This is a genomic window from Microcoleus sp. CZ3-B2, from assembly GCF_036705055.1.
Lineage (GTDB): Bacteria > Cyanobacteriota > Cyanobacteriia > Cyanobacteriales > Microcoleaceae > Microcoleus.
Map to the genome: position 1 here is coordinate 25992 of NZ_JAUBTN010000037.1, position 22675 is coordinate 48666.

Below are 22675 nucleotides of genomic sequence, written 5' to 3' on the forward strand. Positions count from 1 at the left end.
TTGTCACCAATTGGTGTCATTTTTGCTTCGGCATTTTTGTCACCAATTGGTGTCATTTTTGCTTCGGTGGCAGTTTCAGGATTTTTGTCACCAATTGGTGTCATTTTTGCTTCGGTGGCAGTTTCAGGATTTTTGTCACCAATTGGTGTCATTTTTGAGGCAGCCCCGTTGCCATTACTGTTGGTCTGAGCCTTAAAAGTAGTCACAGCCCTGTGCAAAGCCTTAGCCATTTCCGGGCTGTTCATGTGATATTCACCGCCCCGGCGGTACTGCACAAAGCCGTAATTTTCCAGCTTTTTCAGAATCAATTCCGGGAAAGCCTGACTGTGGAAAGACATCACCTCGTTAGCCAGTTCCGCCACACTCAAACCGCCGATGCGGGAAACCGTGCCTTTGAAGCCCAAATCGAGCAAATCACCGCCAATGCCGATCGCCTCAAAGATTTGCGCCCCCTGATAGCTAGACAGCAGCGAAATCCCCATTTTCGACAAAATCTTCAGCAAGCCATTTTCCACCGCTGTGCGGTATCTAGCTTGAGCTTCAGTGACGGTAATTTTGGGAACTTTGCCGTGCTGCATCAAGTTTTGAGTTTTGGTGTCAAACCACCAACCGCGCACGCTTTCCAACGCCAAGTAAGGGCAAATAGCCACCGCACCGTAACCCATCAAACAAGCGAAGTGGTGAGTGCTCCAACATTGGGCGGTATCGACAACTAGCGAAGTTTGCATCCGCAGCCCAACGCTAATTAAGTGGTGGTGAACCGCACCAACTGCCAGCAACGGCGGAATATAAGTACATTCAGCACTCACACCCACAGCAGATGCGCCTTTTTCCTTCGATGCTCGATCGCTCAAAATCAGAATTCTCGAACCCTCGCGCACCGCTTCAGCCGCCTCTTGACAAAGTTGCTCCACTGCATTTTTCAAACCTCCGGGCCCTGCAGCGATTTTGTAAAGAGTGGACAATTCTGTCGCGGGGAAAGACTGTTGGTCTTTCAAGAAACACAGTTCAGCGTCGTTGAGTACCGGGGAATCAATTTTTAGCAGCTTGGCATTTTCCGGGATTGTTTGCAATAAATTGCCCCGCAAGCCCACATTCATTGTGAGTGACATCACCATCCCTTCGCGCAGGGGGTCGATCGGCGGATTTGTCACTTGAGCGAACCGCTGTTTGAAATAGTTGTACAGCAACTGAGGCTTTTCTGAGAGTACGGCCAAAGGAGCGTCATCGCCCATGCAGAAAGTCGGTTCCTTCCCAGAACTCGCCATCTCCACAATCACCATATCCAAATCTTCGGCGGTGTAGCCAAAAGCAGTTTGGGTTGCTAAGAGTGTTTGCGGTTCCAGGGTTGCCGTTTCCGCAAAAGGCTGCGGTTCCAAGGTTTCGCGGTTTTGTTTCAGCCATTCGCCGTAGGGGTGGCGCTTAGCAATGCGCTGTTTTAGCTGCCAATTTTTGAGAATTTCGTGGGTTTGCAGGTCAACTGCAATCATTTGTCCTGGCCCCAAACGGCCTTTTTCGACAATATCTGCTTCGGGAATATCGACAACTCCGGCTTCGGAGGCGACAATTACCAAACCGTCTTTAGTAATGCAGTAGCGGGCCGGACGCAAACCGTTGCGATCGAGCGTAGCACCTACTTGTTTGCCGTCGCTGAATACCAGCAAGGCCGGGCCGTCCCAAGGTTCTTGAATGCCGCTGTAATATTCGTAAAAATCTACAATTTCGGGATAGGTCGCCAAATCCGGCTGATTTTTGTAAGCTTCCGGCACCAGAATTGTCAGGGATTCTAGGGGGGTGCGGCCGGAGTGCACCAACAATTCCATCACGTTGTCCAAGTTGGCCGAATCGCTACTTTCGGGATTGACGATTGGGTTAAACGTGTCGATATCAGCTTGACTCCAATTCGGGTGAGATAAATTGGCTTGTCGCGCCTTCATCCAGGTAATATTGCCCAAGAGCGTGTTAATTTCGCCGTTGTGTCCCAGCAAGCGCATGGGTTGGGCGAGGTGCCAGCGGGGCATGGTGTTGGTGCTGAAGCGGCGGTGATAGACGGCGAAGGAGCTTTTATAAGCGGGATTTTTCAGGTCTGGGTAAAATTCTGCCAGTACAGCCGATCGCACCATGCCTTTATAGACGATCGTGCGGCAAGAGAAAGAGCAAGTATAAAATTCTCGGCGGGTGAAGTTGGGGCGATTTGATAGGGCGTGTCCGATCGTGCGGCGGGTCAAAAATAACTGCCGATCGAGTTCGTCCCCGGTTAAGTCCGGTGAACTGACAATTACTTGTTCGATTTGAGGCTGATTTTCTAGCGCTTGCGGGCCCAAAACCGAGGGTACAATGGGAACTTTGCGCCATCCCAAAAGTGTTAGCCCGCGCTGCATCAAAATTTCCTCAACCACCTGCCGCGCTATAGTCGCTTGAAATTTATCTTGAGACAAAAACAGCATTCCCACGCCGCAGTTTTCCCGTGCGGGAGGCACAATTCCCTGTTCGGCAAACCAAGTATCCAGCAATTCCCAAGGAATCGCGGTCATCAAACCCGCACCGTCGCCGGAATCAGAGTCGGCGCTGCAACCGCCGCGGTGTTCCAGACAAGTTAAGGCTGGCAGAGCTTTTTGAATTAAGGAGTGAGTAGCTGCACCGTTTTGGTTGGCAATAAAACCCACACCGCAGGCATCTCTTTCTTCCACTAACCAGCTTTGGCCGGCGAATGGAGTTCCTCGCTGAGTCTGATGCACGTTTCTGTTTGGATCGATCGTATTACCCATGTTGATTGAAAGTTATTTCGGTGATTGTGTGGTTGATTTGTTTTTATAGCTCGGAGAGAGAAGGCTGCCGAGTGGTGGGATCTTAGTAAACCTTAAAACAGCACATAGCAAGCTGATTTGATCAAAATTTACGTCGATGCTGCCTGCACTGAGGACTGAAACCCTGTTTGCCAATTTTAAATTATGTCGCTCGCATCGCCTCGGAGATGTCTCCTAGAATACCCTGCTGTGAAAAAGCAGTGATTCTTTGGGCGATCGCCGCCCTGCATGCAACTACAGACATTGCAGGCAATTCCCTACCGGATAGCTGCGCTAGCGCGGGTTTTTTGGGTGTTTTTTCCCTGAGTCCGCAAGGGTAGCCTTGCAGCGGAATCAGGTAGATAGTAACTTTAGCGTTATTTTGCTGACTGCGCTGTTGAGTTGCTTTCGTCAGCGCCCGCAGACACAAAAGCCACCTGCCCGCTCAGTCGGTAGGTGCAATCTAGCAGCGTGGTTCACAACTGGTGAAATCTGTCTTATTTTGGAGTCAACTTTCAGGTCGCTAACATTAAGTCTATCAAAAAATTGATACAATTTCACCCATCAAAGTCAGAGTTTGCGCGCAAGTCTTGTCAGCGATCGCTCAGAACCTAGGCTAAGATGTCTTGCCGAAAAAGGTTGGCAGTTGTCCATAAATCTAATTTGTATTTTTTTACCCACAAACTTTTGTTACTCATCAATGAAAGCTATTTCCAGGATTTCTGACATCTTGTGGAGTATCTGGTCAAGCCAGCGCCGCCTTTTTGAATCAACAATCTCAATCTCTTTAGGGACGAAAGTTTCAAGAATCCTCCCCTAATTATACCATGCATATTAACTAAGTTATTAAGCTCCTATTCTCTGAATTGATCTCGTCAAATCAGCGTTGTCTAAGTTGTTTTTAATTGCCTGCAACTACATGATAAACAAATATCACATAAAACATTCAAGTCTCGCTTGGAAAATCATTATTTCATAATTTGCTGTCGCAAATATGTTAAGAAAAATGTAATTCAATGAATATCGCGCCAGATAGAGCCACAATATTAGATATTAAATCTAAGAAGCTTCAGGCTTAACAAAAGCAGTAGGAATACGTAGGTATGACTAATATCACAAATCTTTTTCTCGGATATCACATTAATGAGCAAATATACGCAGGAAATCGCACTCTAGTTTATCGTGGCTTTCGGTGTTCCAATGGGCAGCCCGTCGCGATCAAAATGCTGCGAAATGACTTTCCCCGCTTCAATGAACTCGTTCACTTCCGCAACCAGTACATCATTGCTAAAAACTTAGAGATTCCTGGCAGTGTTAAGGCATATAGTCTGGAGACTTACCATAACCACTATGCTCTGGTGATGGAAGACTTTGGGGGAATTTCCTTAAGTAGCTACCTCGCTAGTCTAGCAGCAGCTAGCAAGGAACCTGTAGAAGGCTTACCCGTTAACGAGTTTCTTCCGATTGCGATTCAAATTGCCAACTCGCTTGATGGACTTTATCGCCACCACGTCATCCATAAAGACCTCAAACCCGCCAACATTCTAATTAACCCCACCAGCAAAGAAATCAAGCTGATTGACTTCAGCATCGCCTCACTGCTACCTCGCGAAACCCAAGAAATTCACAATCCCAACGTCCTCGAAGGCACTTTACCCTACATATCTCCAGAACAAACTGGGCGGATGAATCGGGGCATTGATTACCGCACAGATTTCTACTCGCTAGGAGTCACATTCTACGAATTACTAACAGGAAAGTTACCATTCCAAACAGACGATCCAATGGATTTGGTACACTGTCACCTTGCCAAGCAGCCTATCCCAGCCTCAATAGTCAACCAGAACGTTCCATTGGTGCTGTCTGAGATTGTTAGCAAACTGATGGCGAAGAATGCTGAAGCTCGCTATCAAAGTGCGATCGGACTAAAGTACGATTTGGAAACTTGTTTATCTCAGTGGCAAGAGACAGGGGAGCTGACTAACTTTAGTATAGGGCAACGAGATTTGTGCGATCGCTTCATCATCCCCGAAAAATTATACGGTAGAGAAAGCGAAGTATTCTCCCTGCTATCCGCCTTCGAGCGCGTGAGCGGCGGCAGCACCGAAATGATCCTGGTTGCCGGTTTCTCCGGCATTGGCAAAACCGCCGTCGTCAACGAAGTGCACAAACCAATTGTCAGACAACGAGGCTACTTTATAAAAGGTAAATTCGACCAATTCCAACGCACCCTACCCTTTAGTGCATTTGTCCAAGCTTTTCGCGATTTAATGGGACAAATGCTATCGGAAACAGATGCTAAAGTTGAACAATGGAAATCGGAGATTTTGGCAGCTTTGGGCGATAGCGCTCAGGTAATCGTTGAAGTAATTCCCGAACTAGAACGGATTATCGGACAACAAGCGCCAGTCCCCGAACTTTCGGGCAGTGCCGGTCAAAATCGCTTTAATTTGTTGTTTGAAAAATTCATTCAATTATTCACAACAAAAGAACATCCTTTAGTGATTTTCTTGGACGATTTGCAATGGGCAGACTCAGCATCGTTAAAATTAATTCAACTGCTGATGAGTGCTACCGAGCACCGCTATCTCTTATTAATAGGAGCTTATCGCGATAACGAAGTATTTCCAGCGCATCCATTGATGCTGACGTTAGCAGATATTCAAAAAACTGAAGCCAAGGTGAATACTATTACCTTAGCTCCCCTCGATCGAGCCGACGTAAATTGTTTAGTTGCCGATACTCTAGCTTGTTCTACAGCGTTGGCTCTGCCTTTGACAGAACTCGTTTATCAGAAAACTCTAGGCAATCCATTCTTCAGCACACAATTCCTCAAATCTTTGCATGAAGATGGGCTAATTGAATTTAATTTTGCAGCTCGGTATTGGCAGTGCGATATTGCCATAGTGCGAACCTTGGCACTAACAGATGATGTAGTAGAATTCATGGCACTTCAGTTGCGAAAGTTGCCAACCAGGACACAGTTCGTTTTAAAGTTAGCTGCTTGTATTGGCAATCAGTTCGATTTGGCGACCTTAGCAATTGTTGATGAAAATTCGCCAGTAGAAACCGCAACAGCTCTATGGAAGGCACTACAAGAAGGACTAATTTTACCTGTTAGCGAGGTTTACAAGTTTTATCAAGCAGAGGGGAATAGCGAATTAGTAATCGGGAACGGGAAGGAATTTGACCAATTATCAATTACCCACGACCAATTACCCAAATACAAGTTTTTACACGATCGCGTTCAACAAGCAGCCTATTCCCTGATTCCCGATGACCAAAAGCGATCGACTCACTTAAAAATCGGTCAACTGTTATTAAACAATACGCCAGAAGTTGAACAAGAAGAAAGAATATTTGATATTGTCAACCACTTAAATGTGGGATTTGAGCTAATTACCCAAGAGGCAGAACGGGAGCAATTAGCACGATTGAATCTGGTCGCTGGAAAGAAAGCTAAAGCTGCTACTGCCTATTCGGGTGCGGTTGAATACTTCAAAATTGGTAGGGAATTACTGAGAGCAAATAGCTGGCACAATCAATACGAACTGACATTATTACTGTACTCAGAAGGAGCAGAAGCAGCTTTTTTGAGCGGTCATATTGAAGGAATGCAGAAACTCGTCGATCTAGTCCAAGATCGCGCTACCTCGCTGCTGGACAAAATTAAAGTGTATGAAGTCCAGATGCAAGCTTACATGGGGCAGAACAGGCTGTTAGAAGCAGTTAATACGGGGCTACAAGTTCTAAAGCTGTTGGGGGTGGAGTTTCCGCAACAGCCAACTCCGTCAGACATTGGACAAGCACTCTCCGACACTGCGGCAATGGTGAAGGATTGGCGAATTGAGGATTTAATTGACCTGCCTCAAATGTCCGAGCCCTATAAATTAGCAGCCATGAGACTTTTATCAAGTATCTTTGCTGCTGCATACATTGCTGCGCCAGAACTGCTGCCTTTGACGGTATGCAAACAAGTAAATTTATCCGTCCAATATGGTAATGCTTCCGTATCTCCCTTTGCTTATGCCAATTATGGTCTTCTGCTTTGCGGAGTTGTGGGAGATATTGATTCAGGTTATCAGTTCGGTCAATTGGCTTTAAATCTTGTGTCAAAGTTAAATGCTCAAGAAATCAAAGCCAAGACAGTTGTCATAGTAAATGTATTGATCCGGCATTGGAAAGAGCATCTGAGAGAAACCTTAGAACCTTTGGTGTCAGCTTACTCTACCGGAATGGAGACGGGAGATTTAGAATATGGGAGCTATGGTCTATTAGCGTCTTCCTATTTTGCTTACTTTAGCGGCAAAGAATTGGCTGTCGTTGAAAGAGAGATAGCAAGAAATAAAGATGCTATTCATAAAATCAAGCAAGAAACAGCCCTTAATTATCTAGAAATCTATTGGCAGGCTACCTTAAATATGCTCGGTAAAAGTGAAAATCCCTGTCTTCTAAAGGGTGAAGTCTGGGATGAGCAGATCGGGTTGCCACTCCACCAGCAAGCGAAGGATAAAGTGGGAGTTGCCTACATATATTGGAACAAACTTTTACTGAGTTACTGGTTTGAAAATTACTCAGAAGCGATTGAGAATACTGCTATAGCAGAGAAGTATTTAGACGTACTGGTAGGATTGCCCTTTGTTCCTCTGTTCTATTTTTACGATTCTTTAGTGCAGTTGGCAGTATATGCCGATGCTTCACAGTCAGAGCAACAGGGCATTCTCGACAGAGTACAAGCTAATCAAGAAAAAATGCAAAAATGGGCGCATCATGCCCCAATGAATTATCTGCACAAATTCTATCTAGTGGAGGCAGAACGGCATCGGGTTTTAGGTGAAAAAATCGCAGCAATTGAGATGTATGACAAGGCGATCGCCCTTGCCCAAGAAAACGAGTACATCAACGAAGAAGCACTAGCTAGCGAACTCGCAGCTAAATTCTACTTGGAATGGGGGAAAGAAAAACTCGCAAAACCCTATTTAATTGATGCTTACTATGCCTATGCAAAGTGGGGAGCCAAAGCAAAGATTGATTATCTAGAACAGCGCTATCCCCAATTGCTTGCTCCGATCCTGCAACAGGAGCGAAGTCGCCAGTATCCAAGCGAAACAATTCATACATCCAGCAATAGTGAATCATCCCTATCTAACACGAATAAAACACTTATCGGTAGCACGAGCAGTTGGGGGTTAGTAGATTTGCCGACAGTTATCAAGGCTTCTCAAGCTCTATCTAGCGAAATTCAACTCGATCAATTGCTCACTACCCTGATGCAAGTGGTGGTGAAGAATGCCGGAGCACAAACCGGAGCATTAATTTTGAATGAAGAGGGAAACTGGAAGATAAACGTCCACTGCACAAACCGTCAAGACTGCCTTCTGCAATCTATTCCGGTTGAGGAGAGCGAAGTAATTCCTCTAACCCTAATCAACTACGTTAAACGTACAAAAGAAACCCTAGTTTTCGATAATGGTAGCACTCAACCAAGATTTGCATCTGACCCCCATATTATCCAACAGCAATCTAAGAGTATCCTCTGCACTCCCATCCTTTATCAAGGTAAGATGATGGGGATTTTGTATCTAGAAAATAATCTAGCAACAGGAGTATTCACGCGCGATCGCGTCACCCTCCTCAACATCCTCTGCTCCCAAGCTGCAATTTCCTTACAGAACGCCCAATTGTATCAGCAATCCCAGGAATATGCCCAAAAACTAGAGCTTTATCTTCACGATCTCAAACAGATGCAACTGCAATTGGTGCAGGGTGAGAAGATGTCTGCTCTCGGAAATTTAGTCGCAGGGGTAGCCCACGAAATTAACAATCCCGTAGGCTTTATCGCCGGCAATTTGCAACCCGCCCAAGAATACGTGGGGGATTTATTCAATTTGATTGATTTGTATCAAGAAAAATTTCCGGCTCCGGGAGTGGAAATTGAAGCAGAAATTGAGGAGATGGACTTGGAGTATTTGCGAGAAGATTTGCCGAAATTGATTAGCTCAATGAATGAGGGAGTCGATCGCATTCGTAATATCAGTACGAGTTTGAGAACGTTTTCGAGGGCGGATAGCGATCGCCCGGTTCCTTTCAACATTCACGACGGACTCGACAGCACTCTCTTGATTCTCAAGCACCGTTTAAAAGCGAGCGAGTTCCGCCCGGCTATTGAAGTTGTGAAAGAGTATGGTAACTTGCCCCTAGTAAAATGCTTTCCCGGACAGTTGAACCAGGTATTTATGAATGTGCTGGCCAATGCCATTGATGCTCTGGAGGAGTCAAATAAGGGGCGCAGTTTTAGTGAAATTAAAGCCTTACCTAATCAAATGACGGTTCAAACTGTTCTGAGCGAAGATAAAAATCAGGTTTTGATTCGGATTAAGGATAATGGAGTGGGGATGTCGAAGGAAGTCAAGGAAAACATCTTTAACCATTTATTTACAACTAAGGCTGTGGGTCAAGGAACTGGATTGGGATTGTCGATCGCCCACCAAATTGTTGTGGAAAAACATGGAGGTATATTACTCGTTAATTCCTCATTGGGGCAGGGTTCGGAGTTTGTGATTTCTATTCCGGTATGAGCAGTTCGTGCTAGAGTTTAACGCAATTAGCGCCGTTTAGTAAGAAGAAACATAGGGATATTCCGGGTTTCTAGATACCTATAGCAATCTTAAATGAGTCTTAAACTTTTTACCCCACCCCTCCCCTTGCTAAGGAGAGGGAGTAAGAAATTCACAAATGATTTAGGATTGCTATATTCGTTTAGGATTTAAATTGTGAGTTGTAAGTTGTGATATGAATTCCGGTTGCACTCTTTATGATGTTAACGGTTAACAGTCAACAGTCAACAGTCAACAGTCAACAGTGAATTTACTATTCCGATGAAGAGAGGATTTGATATGAAATGTAATTTGTCTTATGGGCGTTCAATATTGTCAGTCTCGATATTACCTGTACTGGCGATCGCCCAGTCTTTGCTTTGGAATCAACCCGGAAGAGCGCAAGAGGCTTCGAGTGGGAGAACTTCTAATTTTTCCTCCAATCCATTACAAAATTTATTGCCCTCTTCCTTCTTCCTGAATCGTGAATTCACGGAGGTCAATTTGACTCAATCTATACCGCCAGTTGCCAGAATTAAACAAGGCCGCCAAGTGTCTCTCAACGGCCGGATTCTGCCCTTAGCTTGGACTGTGCAGCCAACAAACAGCACTTCGGCAAATTTCCGAACTTGGATTGCTGATGTGGGCTTGATGCAGAGTGCGGGAGTGGATTTGCTCAACACCGCCGACAGTACCAAACAACCGGTGCAGTGGTTTTCGGTATCTTTCACCGATGCTAAAAGTTTGACAGCCAGGGCAACAGGCCCGTATCGTTACTTAGATGTTACAGATTTGGCTAAACTTGCAGGCTGGCAGATATCTGCAGAGGGCAATGTTCTAAAAATTACTTCTCCAACTGCGAATATTACCGGCATTCGGCAAGCAGCGAGAGAATGGGGCGATCGCACAGCGATCGATCTCGATCGCCCCGCCCCGTGGCAAGTCAACTTCGTCGATACACCGAGCCCGTCCCCAACAACCCCACCGCGAGACACTCCCGACGACCCCACAAAGCCCGCTATACCGCAGCAGACCGCGCCCCCAGCCCGAAACCTCGAAACACCAGACGACCCGACTAAACCCGCGCTCTCGCAGCCGCTAGCGCCCTCTGCACCGATCGCTACTCAAGAATGGTCGATCGCGATCGATGCCAAGATCGATCGCACTTTGATCGATCGCGCTTTTGCAACCAGCAAACAAGTGCGATCGTTAAAAATCGAACCTGCGGGGAATCAAACCAAAGTCAAGGTACAAATTCCATTAGGTTGGCGGCCGCAAGTTTTCAGTTTAGGAAATCCCAATCGATTAGTTATCGACATTCGCCCGGATTCCCTAGTAGAAAAAAACATTCTTTGGGCTCCGGGCGTGCGGTGGCGGCAGCAATATCAAAATTTAGGAACCGCTCGTTTTCCCGTAGTTGGGTTAGAAATTAATCCCCGCCAATCCGGTGTCAAAATTAGACCGCTTTTGAGCAATCCGCCGACAGATCTAGGTACTGCACCTCTATTGCAAACAGCAGAACTTTCGGGAACTGCGGCTGCAATTAATGCCGGATTTTTCAATCGGATCAATCGATTAGCTTTAGGCGCGATTCGGCGGGAAAATAAATGGCTTTCCGGGCCAATTTTGAATCGGGGGGCGATCGCTTGGAACGATCGGGGCGAATTTGCGATCGATCGTTTGACTTTGCAAGAAACTTTGATAACTCCTGCAAATCAACGTTTGTCTGTTTCACAGTTAAATAGTGCCTACGTGACATCAGGAATCGGTCGCTACAATCTTGATTGGGGAAAAACTTATACTCCGTTTTCTGATAATGAAATAGTTGTGACAGTGGCGGGCGATAGAGTTGTCAGCCAATCTCCCGGAGGCACCCAGCAAACAACAAATTTCCCGATTCCAGCAAACGGTTATGTTTTGGCTTGGCGTTCCAATTTTTCCCCTGCTTCTCAATTAACTGCTGGCACTTTATTGCGTTTGGAAACTAACACAATTCCGGCAGATTTTAACCGTTTTCCTTACATTCTAGGCGGCGGGCCGGTGTTGGTAAAAAACAGTCGAGTTGTTTTGGATGCTAAGGCGGAAGGGTTTAGCGATGCCTATGTTCGACAGACGGCGATTCGGAGTGCGATCGGGCGAACTGCTGCGGGGAATTTGCTGATTGTAGCGGTGCACAATCGCGCGGGCGGGGCGGGCCCAAATTTTGCGGAACTGGCGCAGATATTGCAGCAAATGGGTGCTGTGGAGGCTTTAAATTTGGATGGGGGAAGTTCGACGAGTTTGTATTTGGGAGGGAGTTTGCTCGATCGCCCGCCGTCTACTGCTGCGAGAGTCCATAATGCGATCGGTATTTTCATTCAACCATAAATTGACTGATATTGTAGGGGAGGGTTAACCCTAATTTAGGCAGCTTAATGACAATCTAAATAAACCCGCCCTTCTAGGAAAAATCTTCCCAAAATTTGGAATTTATCGGCGATCGTGTGGGGTAAAGGTAGGTCAAGAAATATCAGGTTAGATCGTGTCCGGTAGATTACCATAACAAACATGGTTAGTAGTGCGGACTGAAGTCCGATCGATTAACCTGCGCGTGCGTGCGGTTAATCGATCGGACACGATCGAAAAAAAAACAGCAGTCCAGACTGCAAACCTGGTTCGATCGCTATACTAGATTTTTGAGGCACTAAGTATAAAAGCCCGAATCACCCACTCCCTTACTTCCTCCGAGTTCCGATCGGCTGACAAAGGTTTAAAATCAATACAGTCCTCTGCTGCCTTGCTTTCAGCAAGATTTAAGCATAATTACCCTGCAACCTCAGAATAATCCTTGTGCCAGATAATTCCCAGAACCGCCCAGAGCTGGATCTGAAGACCATATTTCCATTCGAGCTAGATAACTTTCAGAGAGAGGCGATCGCCGCCCTCGATGCAGGTAAATCCGTTGTGGTGTGCGCTCCCACAGGCTCGGGGAAAACGTTAATCGGCGAATACGCCATCCATCAAGCACTTTTCCGGGGGCGGCGCGTGTTCTACACCACTCCCCTAAAAGCTCTCTCCAACCAAAAGCTGCGCGACTTCCGCAGGCAATTTGGAGACGACAGCGTAGGTTTGCTCACGGGCGACATCTCCGTCAATCGAGATGCGCCGATTTTGGTGATGACTACGGAAATATTTCGGAATATGCTCTACGGTACGCCGATCGGAGCAGTCGGCGCTTCCCTCACCGGAGTCGAAACCGTAGTGCTCGACGAATGTCACTACATGAACGATCGCCAGCGCGGTACAGTCTGGGAAGAATCGATCATTTACTGTTCCGGCGAAATTCAACTGCTCGCCCTCTCAGCCACCGTCGCCAATAGCGACCAACTCACAGACTGGATTAACAAAGTTCACGGGCCCACAGAGCTAGTCTACTCAGACTTTCGACCAGTACCCCTGCAATTCCACTTTGCCAATCAAAAAGGCATATTTCCCCTGCTAGACGAAACCGGCAAAAGAGCTAATCCGCGGTTAGTCCCCAAAAAGAAGCAGCAAAAAGCAGAAAGAGGCAGCATTCCCACTCCCAGTTTGACCGATGTTTTGTGCCGGTTGGACGATCGAGATATGCTACCAGCAATCTACTTCATCTTCAGCCGTCGCGGGTGCGACCAAGCAGTCGCAGAAGTCGGAAATTTATCCCTGGTTAACGAAGCCGAAACAGCCGAACTCAAACGCATCATTGACGATTTTTTACAGCGAAACCCAGAAGCAGAACGCTTCGGTCAAAAAGAAGCACTTTTAAAAGGCATCGCAGCCCACCACGCAGGCATTTTACCCGCTTGGAAAGGCTTAGTAGAAGAACTCTTTGGCAGAGGTTTGATTAAAGTCGTATTTGCCACCGAAACCCTCGCAGCCGGCATTAATATGCCCGCCCGCACCACAGTCATTTCCACCTTGTCCAAGCGCACCGACAAGGGACACCGACTGCTAAACGCTTCAGAATTCCTGCAAATGGCCGGTCGGGCCGGTCGCCGCGGGATGGACGAACTGGGGCACGTTGTCGCAGTTCAGACGCGCTTTGAAGGTGCAAAAGAAGCCTCTTATTTGGCAACAGCCAAAGCCGACCCCCTCGCCAGTCAGTTTACGCCCAGCTACGGCATGGTGCTGAATTTGCTGCAAACTCACACGATCGATGAAGCTCAAGAGTTAGTAGAGCGCAGTTTCGGTCAATACCTGTCTACCTTGTACTTGCAGCCGCAGCAAGCAGAATTAGACCGACTGGAAACAGAATTAGTGGCGATCGACAAATCCCTGGCGGCCGGAGGTAATGTCTCTTACCTAGAAAAACAACTCGCCGATTACGAAAAATTGCAGGGAAGACTCAAAGAAGACAAACGTTTGCTCAAAATTTTATTGCAGCAAGCAGAAGAAGCGCGCATTAAGGAGATGTCCGTAGCCGTGTCTTTTGCAGTGCTCGGCACGGTTCTGAGTCTCAAAGGCAAGCACGTTCCGACAGCCAAACGATCGCACGCAACCCCCGTACCCGCCATCTTAGTTGCCAAAATCGCAGGTTCGGGCCAAGCACCAAACTTGGTGTGCTTGGGTAAAGACAACCGCTGGTACATCGTCGCCATTAGCGATGTCGCCACCCTCCACGCCCAACTACCTCGCTTGACTGTCGCAGATACCTTGACCCCCCCGGCAGAACTGACTCTGAGACTCGGCCAGTGTCGCTTGGGAACCGAAGAAACCGTGGCAATTGCCCGATCGATCCCAGAATTGCCCCCACCGGAACCGAGCCCAGAGGCGATCGAGCAACTGCAGAAAATCGCAGCCCTAGAAGATCGACTAGAAATTCACCCAGTTCTAGAATGGGGGAATCCCGGTACTTTGCTCAAACGCCAGCGCCGCCGGGAAGAATTGAAAAAAGAAATCCGCAAAAGCGAACAAGACTTAGAAAAGCAGCGAGCTCGCTATTGGGAGCAATTTCTCAACTTAATTGACATCTTGCTAAACTTCGGCTGTTTGGAAAGAGTAATTTCGGCAGATGGAAACCGAGACGACTCCTCCGACAGATTAGTACCCACAGTTTTGGGCCAAGCCTGTGCCGCCATTCGCGGCGATAACGAACTGTGGCTGGGTTTGTCCCTGATGTCTTCAGAGTTTGACGAACTCGACCCCCACCACCTCGCTGCTGCTTGCGCGGCCTTGGTTACAGAAGTTTCCAGGCCCGACAGTTGGACTCATTACTCGCTGTCGCCGGAAGTTTTGGCACCTTTGGACAATCTGCAAAAAGGCCTGCGCCGCCGGTTGTTTCAAGTGCAGTACCGCCACGAAGCTGCGATCCCGATTTGGCTGGAACGGGATTTAGTGACTTTGGTGGAACAGTGGGCTCTGGGTGTGGAATGGCTGGAACTGATTAGTCATACGAGTTTGGATGAAGGAGATGTGGTGCGAATTTTGCGCCGGACTTTGGATTTCTTGTCTCAGATTCCTCATGTTCCTCACGTTTCGGATTCTTTGCGGAGGAATGCTTGTCGGGCGATGCAGTTGATCGATCGATTCCCGGTAAATGAAACTGCAATTCAGTAATAAAGGTTCGAGCGTGAGGACTTTAGTCCGCATTCATACCGCTGGATTCCCGGTAAATGAAACTGCAATTCAGTAGTGAAGGTTCGATCGCACCCAATCTGAGTATCGGATAAAATTTGCGATCGAATGCGCTCTCATCCTCAGCGGGCGATCGTCTATTTTCGCGATCGCACGTTGCACGACAGAAGAAAAAATTGTATGGTGCGGATCGATCGATCTAAATTGTTATTGAAATTTTATTAAGCGGTGTGGTGGGTAATTCTCGTGTCAATGCAACAGCTCAAAAAAACCGATCAAACGCCTGAAAATAGCTCTCAGGCTCAAAAGAATCGCCTTTTCACCTTCTTGCAAAGAGTCTTGATTGGAACCCTAGCGAGTACATTACTAAATACATTCATTCTATTTCCCTCACCCAGTTTCGCCGAAGTAGTTCTGGGCGTTGTTCGCAGTTCCGAAAATTCTCCTGACTGGGTGAAAATTACCACGCGCCTCTGGGAAAGCGGCATTGCTTACAAACCAATTAATCTCGAAGAAATCAAAAGTACGGCGGATTTAGCAGGCGTTAACGTCCTGTTTTTGCCCAACATAGAAACTTTGACCCCGGCGCAAATTAAAGTTTTAGAAGCTTGGGCATCCCAGGGAGGCCGTTTGATTGCTTCTGGCCCTGTAGGGCGCAGTTCCCCGGCTTTGGTGCGCCAATCTTTACGATCGCTCCTTGGGGCCTATTGGGCTTTTCCGTTAACCCAGCGGGCGGTACCAGAACCGCGCGCGCGCTGTCGGGATATCGCCTGCAATACTTCTAGCAATTGGATGCCGGCCCAACAACAAAACGCCTCAGTTCTAGGCGGTGTCCTGATTCCCGCCGACGCCAACAGTCAAACAGTCGCGACTTGGAAAAATAGTTCCGGTTCCTCGGCGGCGATCGCCACCGATCGCGCTACCTATCTCGGTTGGCGCTGGGGTACCGACGGTTCGTCAAATTTAGACAAAGCTTGGCTGCAGGCCTCGATCGCCCGCTGGGGAGGCACAACCAGTTCCGCCCCAACAGCGCCAACAGCCGCTGCCCTCCCACTTCCTTCTCCCCCCTCCAGAGTCTCTAGAAACACCGCCCCTGCGCCGCGCAGTACCCCGCTGAGCACACTTTCTCCTGCTCCCTCGCTTCCCGAACCAGTCCCCGCAAATTTTACAGACCCTTCAGATCAGTCAGCGCCGGCGGGTTTGGACGTGCAGGCAAATTCCAATCAGCCGATCGTCAGCATTGAAGCCTACTTGATGCGCCAAGAACTCACCAACCTCCTCGGTAGGTTTGAAAGCGCCCTGACAGCATCTAATTCCGGGAATACCGCCGTCAATCTCAGTGCTCCTACCCCCCCTCAACTGGTGGCTGGAAGCAACAGTGCCGGCGGCCCGGCCGCCCTTCGTCCGTCTGTGATGCCAGGGACTATGATGCGGGCGATCGCCAACGCGCGGGAGGTTTTGCAAAATTTTGACCAACTCCTGCAACAACAAAAATACGCCGAGGCCAGACAGCAGTGGGTGCAAGCGCGCCAGTTACTCTGGCAAAATTACCCGCAGGAAGGGCCGCGCGTCGGGGCGGAAATTCGGGCGGTTTGGCTCGATCGCGGTACGATCGTGGCCACTAGATCTGAACAAGGTTTGGCTGCAGTGTTCGATCGGCTCGCCGCCGCCGGTATCAATACCGTTTTCTTTGAAACTGTGAATGCCGGATATCCAATTTATCCGAGTCAAGTTGCACCCCAACAAAACCCCCTTACAGTTGGCTGGGACCCGCTGGAATCTGCTGTTAAATTAGCCCACGAGCGAGGTCTGGAACTGCACGCTTGGGTTTGGATTTTTGCCACCGGAAATAAACGCCACAATGCTTTAATTGGTCAACCTGATTCTTATCCAGGGCCAGTGCTTTCCGCTCATCCAAGTTGGGCAAATATTGACAATAAAGGACGCATCCAAAATCCTAATGACGGTAAATTTTATATCGATCCAGCAAACCCGGAAGCACGCAGTTATCTACTCCAAATTATCAACGAAATTGCCACCCGCTACAAAGTAGATGGAGTGCAGTTAGACTACATTCGCTATCCTTTTCAAAATGATAACGCGGGTTTTACCTACGGCTACGGTGCTGCCGCGAGGCAGCAATTCAAGCAGTTAACTGGTACAGATCCGGTGAATATTTCCCCCAAGGACGGCAGTTTGTGGCGGCAGTGGGTTGAATTTAAAACCAATCAAATTAATAGTTTTGTCGCTGAAGTTTATCGGCTTTTGGGGTCGAATTCTCCCCGCACAATTCTGTCGGTGGCGGTGTTTCCTCACCCAGAAAGTCAGCGGATTTACAAAATTCAGCAAAATTGGGAAGTTTGGGCCCGTCAGGGTATTGTAGATTTGATTGTGCCGATGACTTATGCTTTGGATACTAACCGACTTCAGCGCGTTACGGAACCGTTGGCGAAGGAACAAATGCTCGGTTCGGCTTTGATTTCTCCGTCGGTTAAGTTGTTGACTCTCCCGCAAGTTGTGGCGATCGACCAAATTCAAGCTTTGCGCGATTTGCCGACAGGGGGCTATGCTATTTTTGCGGTGGAAAGTATCAGCAGCGCCATGCAGGGCTTTTTTAACCGCACTCAAGGGCGAGGGGTGCGTTCTACGAATGCTGCAGAACCGATTCCTTACCGGCAGCCGTTTGCAGCCGCGGCTTCGCGCTATACTGCTCTCAAGCAGGAATGGAGTTTTTTGTTGGCTAACAATCAGTTGCAGGTGTCGGAATCTGAACTGAAAGTTCTCCAAAGTCGATCGGATGAATTGGCGCAAGCTTTTAGCAAATTGGCGGCCAATCCTTCTAGTGAAAGTTTAGCGACGGCTAAAAGATTGTTGGCAAATTTTCAATCTCAGTTTCCATCTTTGATGCGCCTGCATTCTCGGGACAATAGCTATCAGGTACAAACTTGGCAAAATCGTTTGGAGAGTTTGGATATGCTGTTGCGTTACGGCGAAAGAACGGAGTTGAATCGCCGGTAAATACAGGTGTTTAGGGTGCGCGTACTCGTTAGCTACTGTTTGTTCAAACTCACATCCGAAACCATTCTCAAAAACAGGCAGGATGCCTATTCCACAAAGAGTAAATTTTCTTGTGGGGTAGGCCCGATATCTCGCCCATCAAAGCCTTATTGACAATTGTGCAATATCTAGCAACATTCTCGGTAGTTAGGACATTGATATAGCATTTCGAACTCTCATATGAGGTGCTAGGAGTGCGCCTAGGGCTCCGTGGGCAGAGGGCAGAGGGCATACCTCACCACGCTTGAGAACCGCTATACATTGCTGAAACCGATTGAAAGCACTAAATCAACCATATTACTCTTCCGATAAGATGATCTCGATTTAGGTCGATCGCACAAAATTATCGGTATAAGTAGTTGCCCAAACAATCAGCACAAATACGCTATATTAGTTTAAATATATCGACTCTACTATTTTCAATAGACTGCAGCCTAAAAAAGGAAAAATAAAACAAAAATCGCAATCGAAACTCTTCCCAATGACTACTGACTACTAAGAGAACCCGCACGCACCATCCACCGCCCCTACCACTGACTAATAACCAATAACCAATAACCAATAACCAATAACCAATAACCAATAACCAATAACCAATAACCAATAACTAATAACCAATAACCAATAACTAACAACTAATAACCACTGACTAATGACTAATGACTACTGACTACTGACTACTGACTCTGAGGATGAATATGTTTCCTAAACCGCTGAATCGCTTTGCCACCAAAATCTTAGGTAAAGTTCCATTACAAACAGTGCTCGTAGTGCCTTTTTTAGTGCAAATTGTCGGCACCGTAGGAGTTGTCGGTTGGCTATCATTCCAAAACGGTCAGCGGGCGGTTAACGATGTAGCAGCTCAGTTGCGGGGAGAAATTAGCGATCGCATCAAAGACCGCATGGAAAACTATATGTCAATTCCCCACATTGTCAATCACCTCAACGTTCAAGGCATAAAATTGGGGCAGTTGAACCTCGAAGACAAACAAAAATTAGAACTTCATTTCCTCGAACAAATTCAATATTTTGATACAATCAGCATCATTTACGTAGCCACAGAAAATGGAGAACACTCTGGAGCAATTCGCACTAAAGATCGGATTCTCATCTCTGCTGCTGACAAATCTACTGGCAATAAATTAGCTCGATATACTGGTGATTCTCAAGGAAACCGCGTTAAATTAGTAGAAATCTCCAATAATATTTACGACCCGCGAATTCGTCCTTGGTACGTAGCAGCGGCGCTCGCAAAAAAACCTATCTGGAGTCCAATTTATACAGATTTTTTGACAAGAGAGCTAGCCATTACTGCTGCTATGCCTATCTACGACGCTGCGGGGAAGCTGTTAGGAATAGCTGGCAGCGATTTGCTGTTTTCCAAAATTAAAGAATTTCTCGTCAGCCTCAAAATTGGTAAATCTGGGCAAACTTTTGTGATGGAAAGATCGGGAATGTTAATTGCCTCTTCAACGGCGGGCGAAGAATTCGCAGTGCAAGGTAAAGAAGCAAAGCGCGTCCAAGCTTCAGCAAGCAACAATCCCGTAATTCGCCTAACCGCACAGCATTTAGAAAAAACCTACCAAAGCTTAGCTCAAATCAAAAATTCTCAACAGCTTACTTTTGATATTGACGGGAAGCGCAATTTTATGGAGGTAACTCCTTTTAAAGACGATCGGGGGTTGGATTGGCTGATTGTCGTAGTTGTACCAGAGTCCGACTTTATGGAGCAAATTAACGCCAATACCCGCACGACTGTTGTGCTGTCGGTTGCAGCTTTGATCGTAGCGACAATTCTGGGAATTTTTACTGCTAAATGGGTGGTGCAGCCGATTTTAAAATTGAATGCAGCGGCGAAAGCTTTGGCAAAGAATGAATGGGATACAAAGCTCGCTCTGAATCGCGAAGATGAAGTCGGAGAACTTGCGGCTGCTTTTAACAGCATGGCAGAGCAATTACAGCATTCATTTACTTCGATTTCGGAAAATGAAAACCGAGTCAAACAATTTCTCAATGCAGTACCGCTAGGCATTTTTATTGTCGAGCCCAACGGTCAACCTCACTATATTAATCCTACAGGGGAGCAACTTTTAGGTCAAGGAATTATAGCAGCAAACTCTGAAAATTTGCGACAATCCTACCGAGTTCATTTAGCTGGCACTCAGGAAATTTACCCAGCGGAGCGCGACCCAGTTTTAAACGCTTTGCAGGGCAAAATTGTAACTGTTGATGACATTGAAATCTCCTTGACTGACAAAATTGTTCCCCTGCAAGTTTGGGGCACTCCTATTTACGACGATCGAGGCAACATTATCTACGGAATGTGCGCTTTTCAAGATATTACTGAACGCAAACAGGCGGACAAACTGTTAACCGAATACAACCAAAATTTAGCAGTACAAGTTGCAGAACGTACCGCCGATTTTGCGAAAGCAAAAGAAAAGTTTTCTAAAGCTTTTCGTTCCAGTCCCAATGCGATTACGATCACGAGAATTAGTGATGGTAGTCACCTTGAAGTTAATGACAGCTTTTGCCGGATGATGGGCTACAGTCACGATCAAATTATTGGAAAAACAGCGGTTGAACTGAATTTTTGGGCGACTTTAGCAGAGCGCGATCGGATGATTCAAATGTTAAAGAATAAAACGGCTATTCATAATTACGAACTCAGGTTTCGCAATAAAAGCGGTACAGAAAGAACGGCGCTGCTGTCTATTGAAACCATCGAAATTGACGGAGAACCTTGTTTTCTGTCGATTTCGAGCGATATTACCGATCGCCAAAAAGCAGAAAACGCTCTCCGGGAAGCCGAAGAAAAGTACCGCAATATTTATGAAAACGCTTTAAACGGCATTTTTCAGACTGCTGCTGACGGAAAATACATCAGCGCTAACCCCGCTTTAGCTAACCTCTACGGTTACGAATCGTCGCAAGAATTAATCGCATCCCAGCCGAATTTCAATAACCAGCTTTATGTAAATCCCAATCGCCACGACGAATTTATTACGCTGATGAACGAGTATGGAATACTGTCAAACTTTGAATCGGAAATTTACCGCAAAGATGGCAGCATTATCTGGATTTCTGAAAATTCTCGCGCTGTCTGCGATGCCGCCGGAAGTCTACTTTACTACGAAGGTTTTATTAAGGATATTACTGATAGCAAACAAGCGGAAATCAAAATGCAGCAGGCGAAAGAAGCGGCTGAAGCAGCAAACAAAGCTAAGAGCACATTTCTCGCCAATATGAGTCACGAATTGCGATCGCCCCTAAACGCAATCATCGGCTTTGCTCAAGTCATGCTCCGCAGTAAAACTATGTCTCAAGAAAACCAAGAAAATGTTGGAATTATCCTGCGGAGCGGCGAACATTTACTATCTTTAATTAACCAAGTTTTAGACTTGTCAAAAATCGAAGCAGGACGTACTACTATTTATGAAAGAAACTTCGATTTATACCGATTGATAGACGATTTAGAAGATATGTTTGCGCTCAAAGCTGAGGAAAAAAGCTTGCATTTAATCTTCGATCGAGAGGCGGAAGTTCCCCATTATATTTCCACCGATGAAGTCAAATTGCGCCAAGTTTTAATTAATTTGCTCAATAATGCAATTAAATTTACTTCCAAAGGGGGAGTGTCGGTGCAAGTCAAAGCAGGAAGAGGAAAGCTACACAAAAACAGCCCTAACCAATTGCCCGGTCGCTACTGGCTGCATTTTGAAGTTAGAGATACTGGTGCAGGTATTGCTGCTGAGGAAATCCCTCATTTGTTTGAAGCGTTCGTACAGACACAAACAGGTAAAGATTCTCAGGAAGGAACTGGTTTAGGTTTAGCGATCAGCCGACAGTTTGTACAATTAATGGGAGGTGAAATTACTGTTAGCAGTGAACTAGAAAAGGGCACAATATTTCAGTTTGACATCCAAGTTCATCTGGTGGAAACTGCCGATATTGAAAGCAAAAAAACTCAAGTTCGAGTTGTTGCTCTGGCAGCCGATCAGCCGCGTTACCGCTTGCTAATTGTGGACGACAAACCCCTGAATCGTCAACTTTTGGTAAAACTTCTGAGTCCGCTCGGATTTGAGTTGAGAGAAGCAAGTAATGGTAAAGAAGCGGTGGATATTTTTATGGAGTGGGAACCGCATCTGATTTGGATGGACATGAGAATGCCTGTGATGGACGGGTACGAGGCAACGAAACAGATTAAAACTACAACTAGCGGCCAAGCAACGGCGATTGTGGCTTTGACTGCTAGTGTTTTGGAGGAAGAACGGGCGGTGATTCTTTCGGCTGGTTGCGATGATTTTATGCGTAAACCCTTCCGAGAAGAAGATATCTTTGTGGCAATGGGCAAACATTTAGGAGTACGCTATATTTATGAAGATTCAACTGCCGTCAGCGCGACAGGTTTAGGGGACTCAAGTCAAGATATACTGACACCGGAGGCGATCGCCTCTCTTTCCGCCGATTGGATGGCTCAATTCAAGCAAAATATTTTGAGTGTGGACATGGAGGCGATCGCCAGTTCGATCGCACAAATTCGCACTGTCAACCCCTCTCTTGCGGACGCGCTTCAATACTGCATTAATAATTTTGAATACGACAAAATTTTAAACACAATTTCTCGCAGCCAAAAACAGTAAATAC

The 22675-nt window shown here is 46.7% G+C and carries 7 protein-coding genes; 5 read left to right on the forward strand and 2 right to left on the reverse strand.

The window, feature by feature from the left end; genetic code table 11:
- Positions 1–2768 (reverse strand): glutamate synthase central domain-containing protein (locus tag QUA97_RS17310; protein WP_333195306.1); only part of this gene is annotated, 2768 nt, incomplete at its 3' end.
- 181 nt (positions 2769–2949) lie between these two features.
- Positions 2950–3216, reverse strand: coding sequence for a hypothetical protein (locus tag QUA97_RS17315; RefSeq protein WP_194067242.1), 267 nt, complete (start codon positions 3214–3216; stop codon positions 2950–2952).
- Between the two features lie 673 nt (positions 3217–3889).
- On the opposite strand from QUA97_RS17315, the gene QUA97_RS17320 reads away from it, so the two are divergent.
- The 5 genes from QUA97_RS17320 to QUA97_RS17340 all read left to right on the forward strand — a co-directional run bounded on the left by QUA97_RS17320 (position 3890) and on the right by QUA97_RS17340 (position 22671).
- Positions 3890–9364 (forward strand): trifunctional serine/threonine-protein kinase/ATP-binding protein/sensor histidine kinase, encoded by a 5475-nt coding sequence (locus QUA97_RS17320; protein WP_333195307.1) that lies wholly within the window; start codon positions 3890–3892, stop codon positions 9362–9364.
- 351 nt (positions 9365–9715) lie between these two features.
- Positions 9716–11749 carry a phosphodiester glycosidase family protein gene (locus tag QUA97_RS17325; protein WP_333195308.1) on the forward strand — a complete coding sequence of 678 codons (2034 nt, stop codon included), beginning with the start codon at positions 9716–9718 and terminating at the stop codon, positions 11747–11749.
- 462 nt (positions 11750–12211) lie between these two features.
- The gene (locus tag QUA97_RS17330; RefSeq protein WP_333195309.1) at positions 12212–14953 is read left to right on the forward strand and encodes a DEAD/DEAH box helicase; all 2742 of its coding nucleotides are present in this window, start codon (positions 12212–12214) and stop codon (positions 14951–14953) included.
- Between the two features lie 270 nt (positions 14954–15223).
- The gene (locus QUA97_RS17335) at positions 15224–17989 is read left to right on the forward strand and encodes a family 10 glycosylhydrolase (protein ID WP_333195310.1); all 2766 of its coding nucleotides are present in this window, start codon (positions 15224–15226) and stop codon (positions 17987–17989) included.
- Between the two features lie 737 nt (positions 17990–18726).
- Positions 18727–22671: a PAS domain S-box protein gene (locus tag QUA97_RS17340; RefSeq protein ID WP_333195311.1), complete on the forward strand. Its 3945-nt coding sequence runs from the start codon at positions 18727–18729 to the stop codon at positions 22669–22671.
- Positions 22672–22675: the final 4 nt, after the last annotated feature.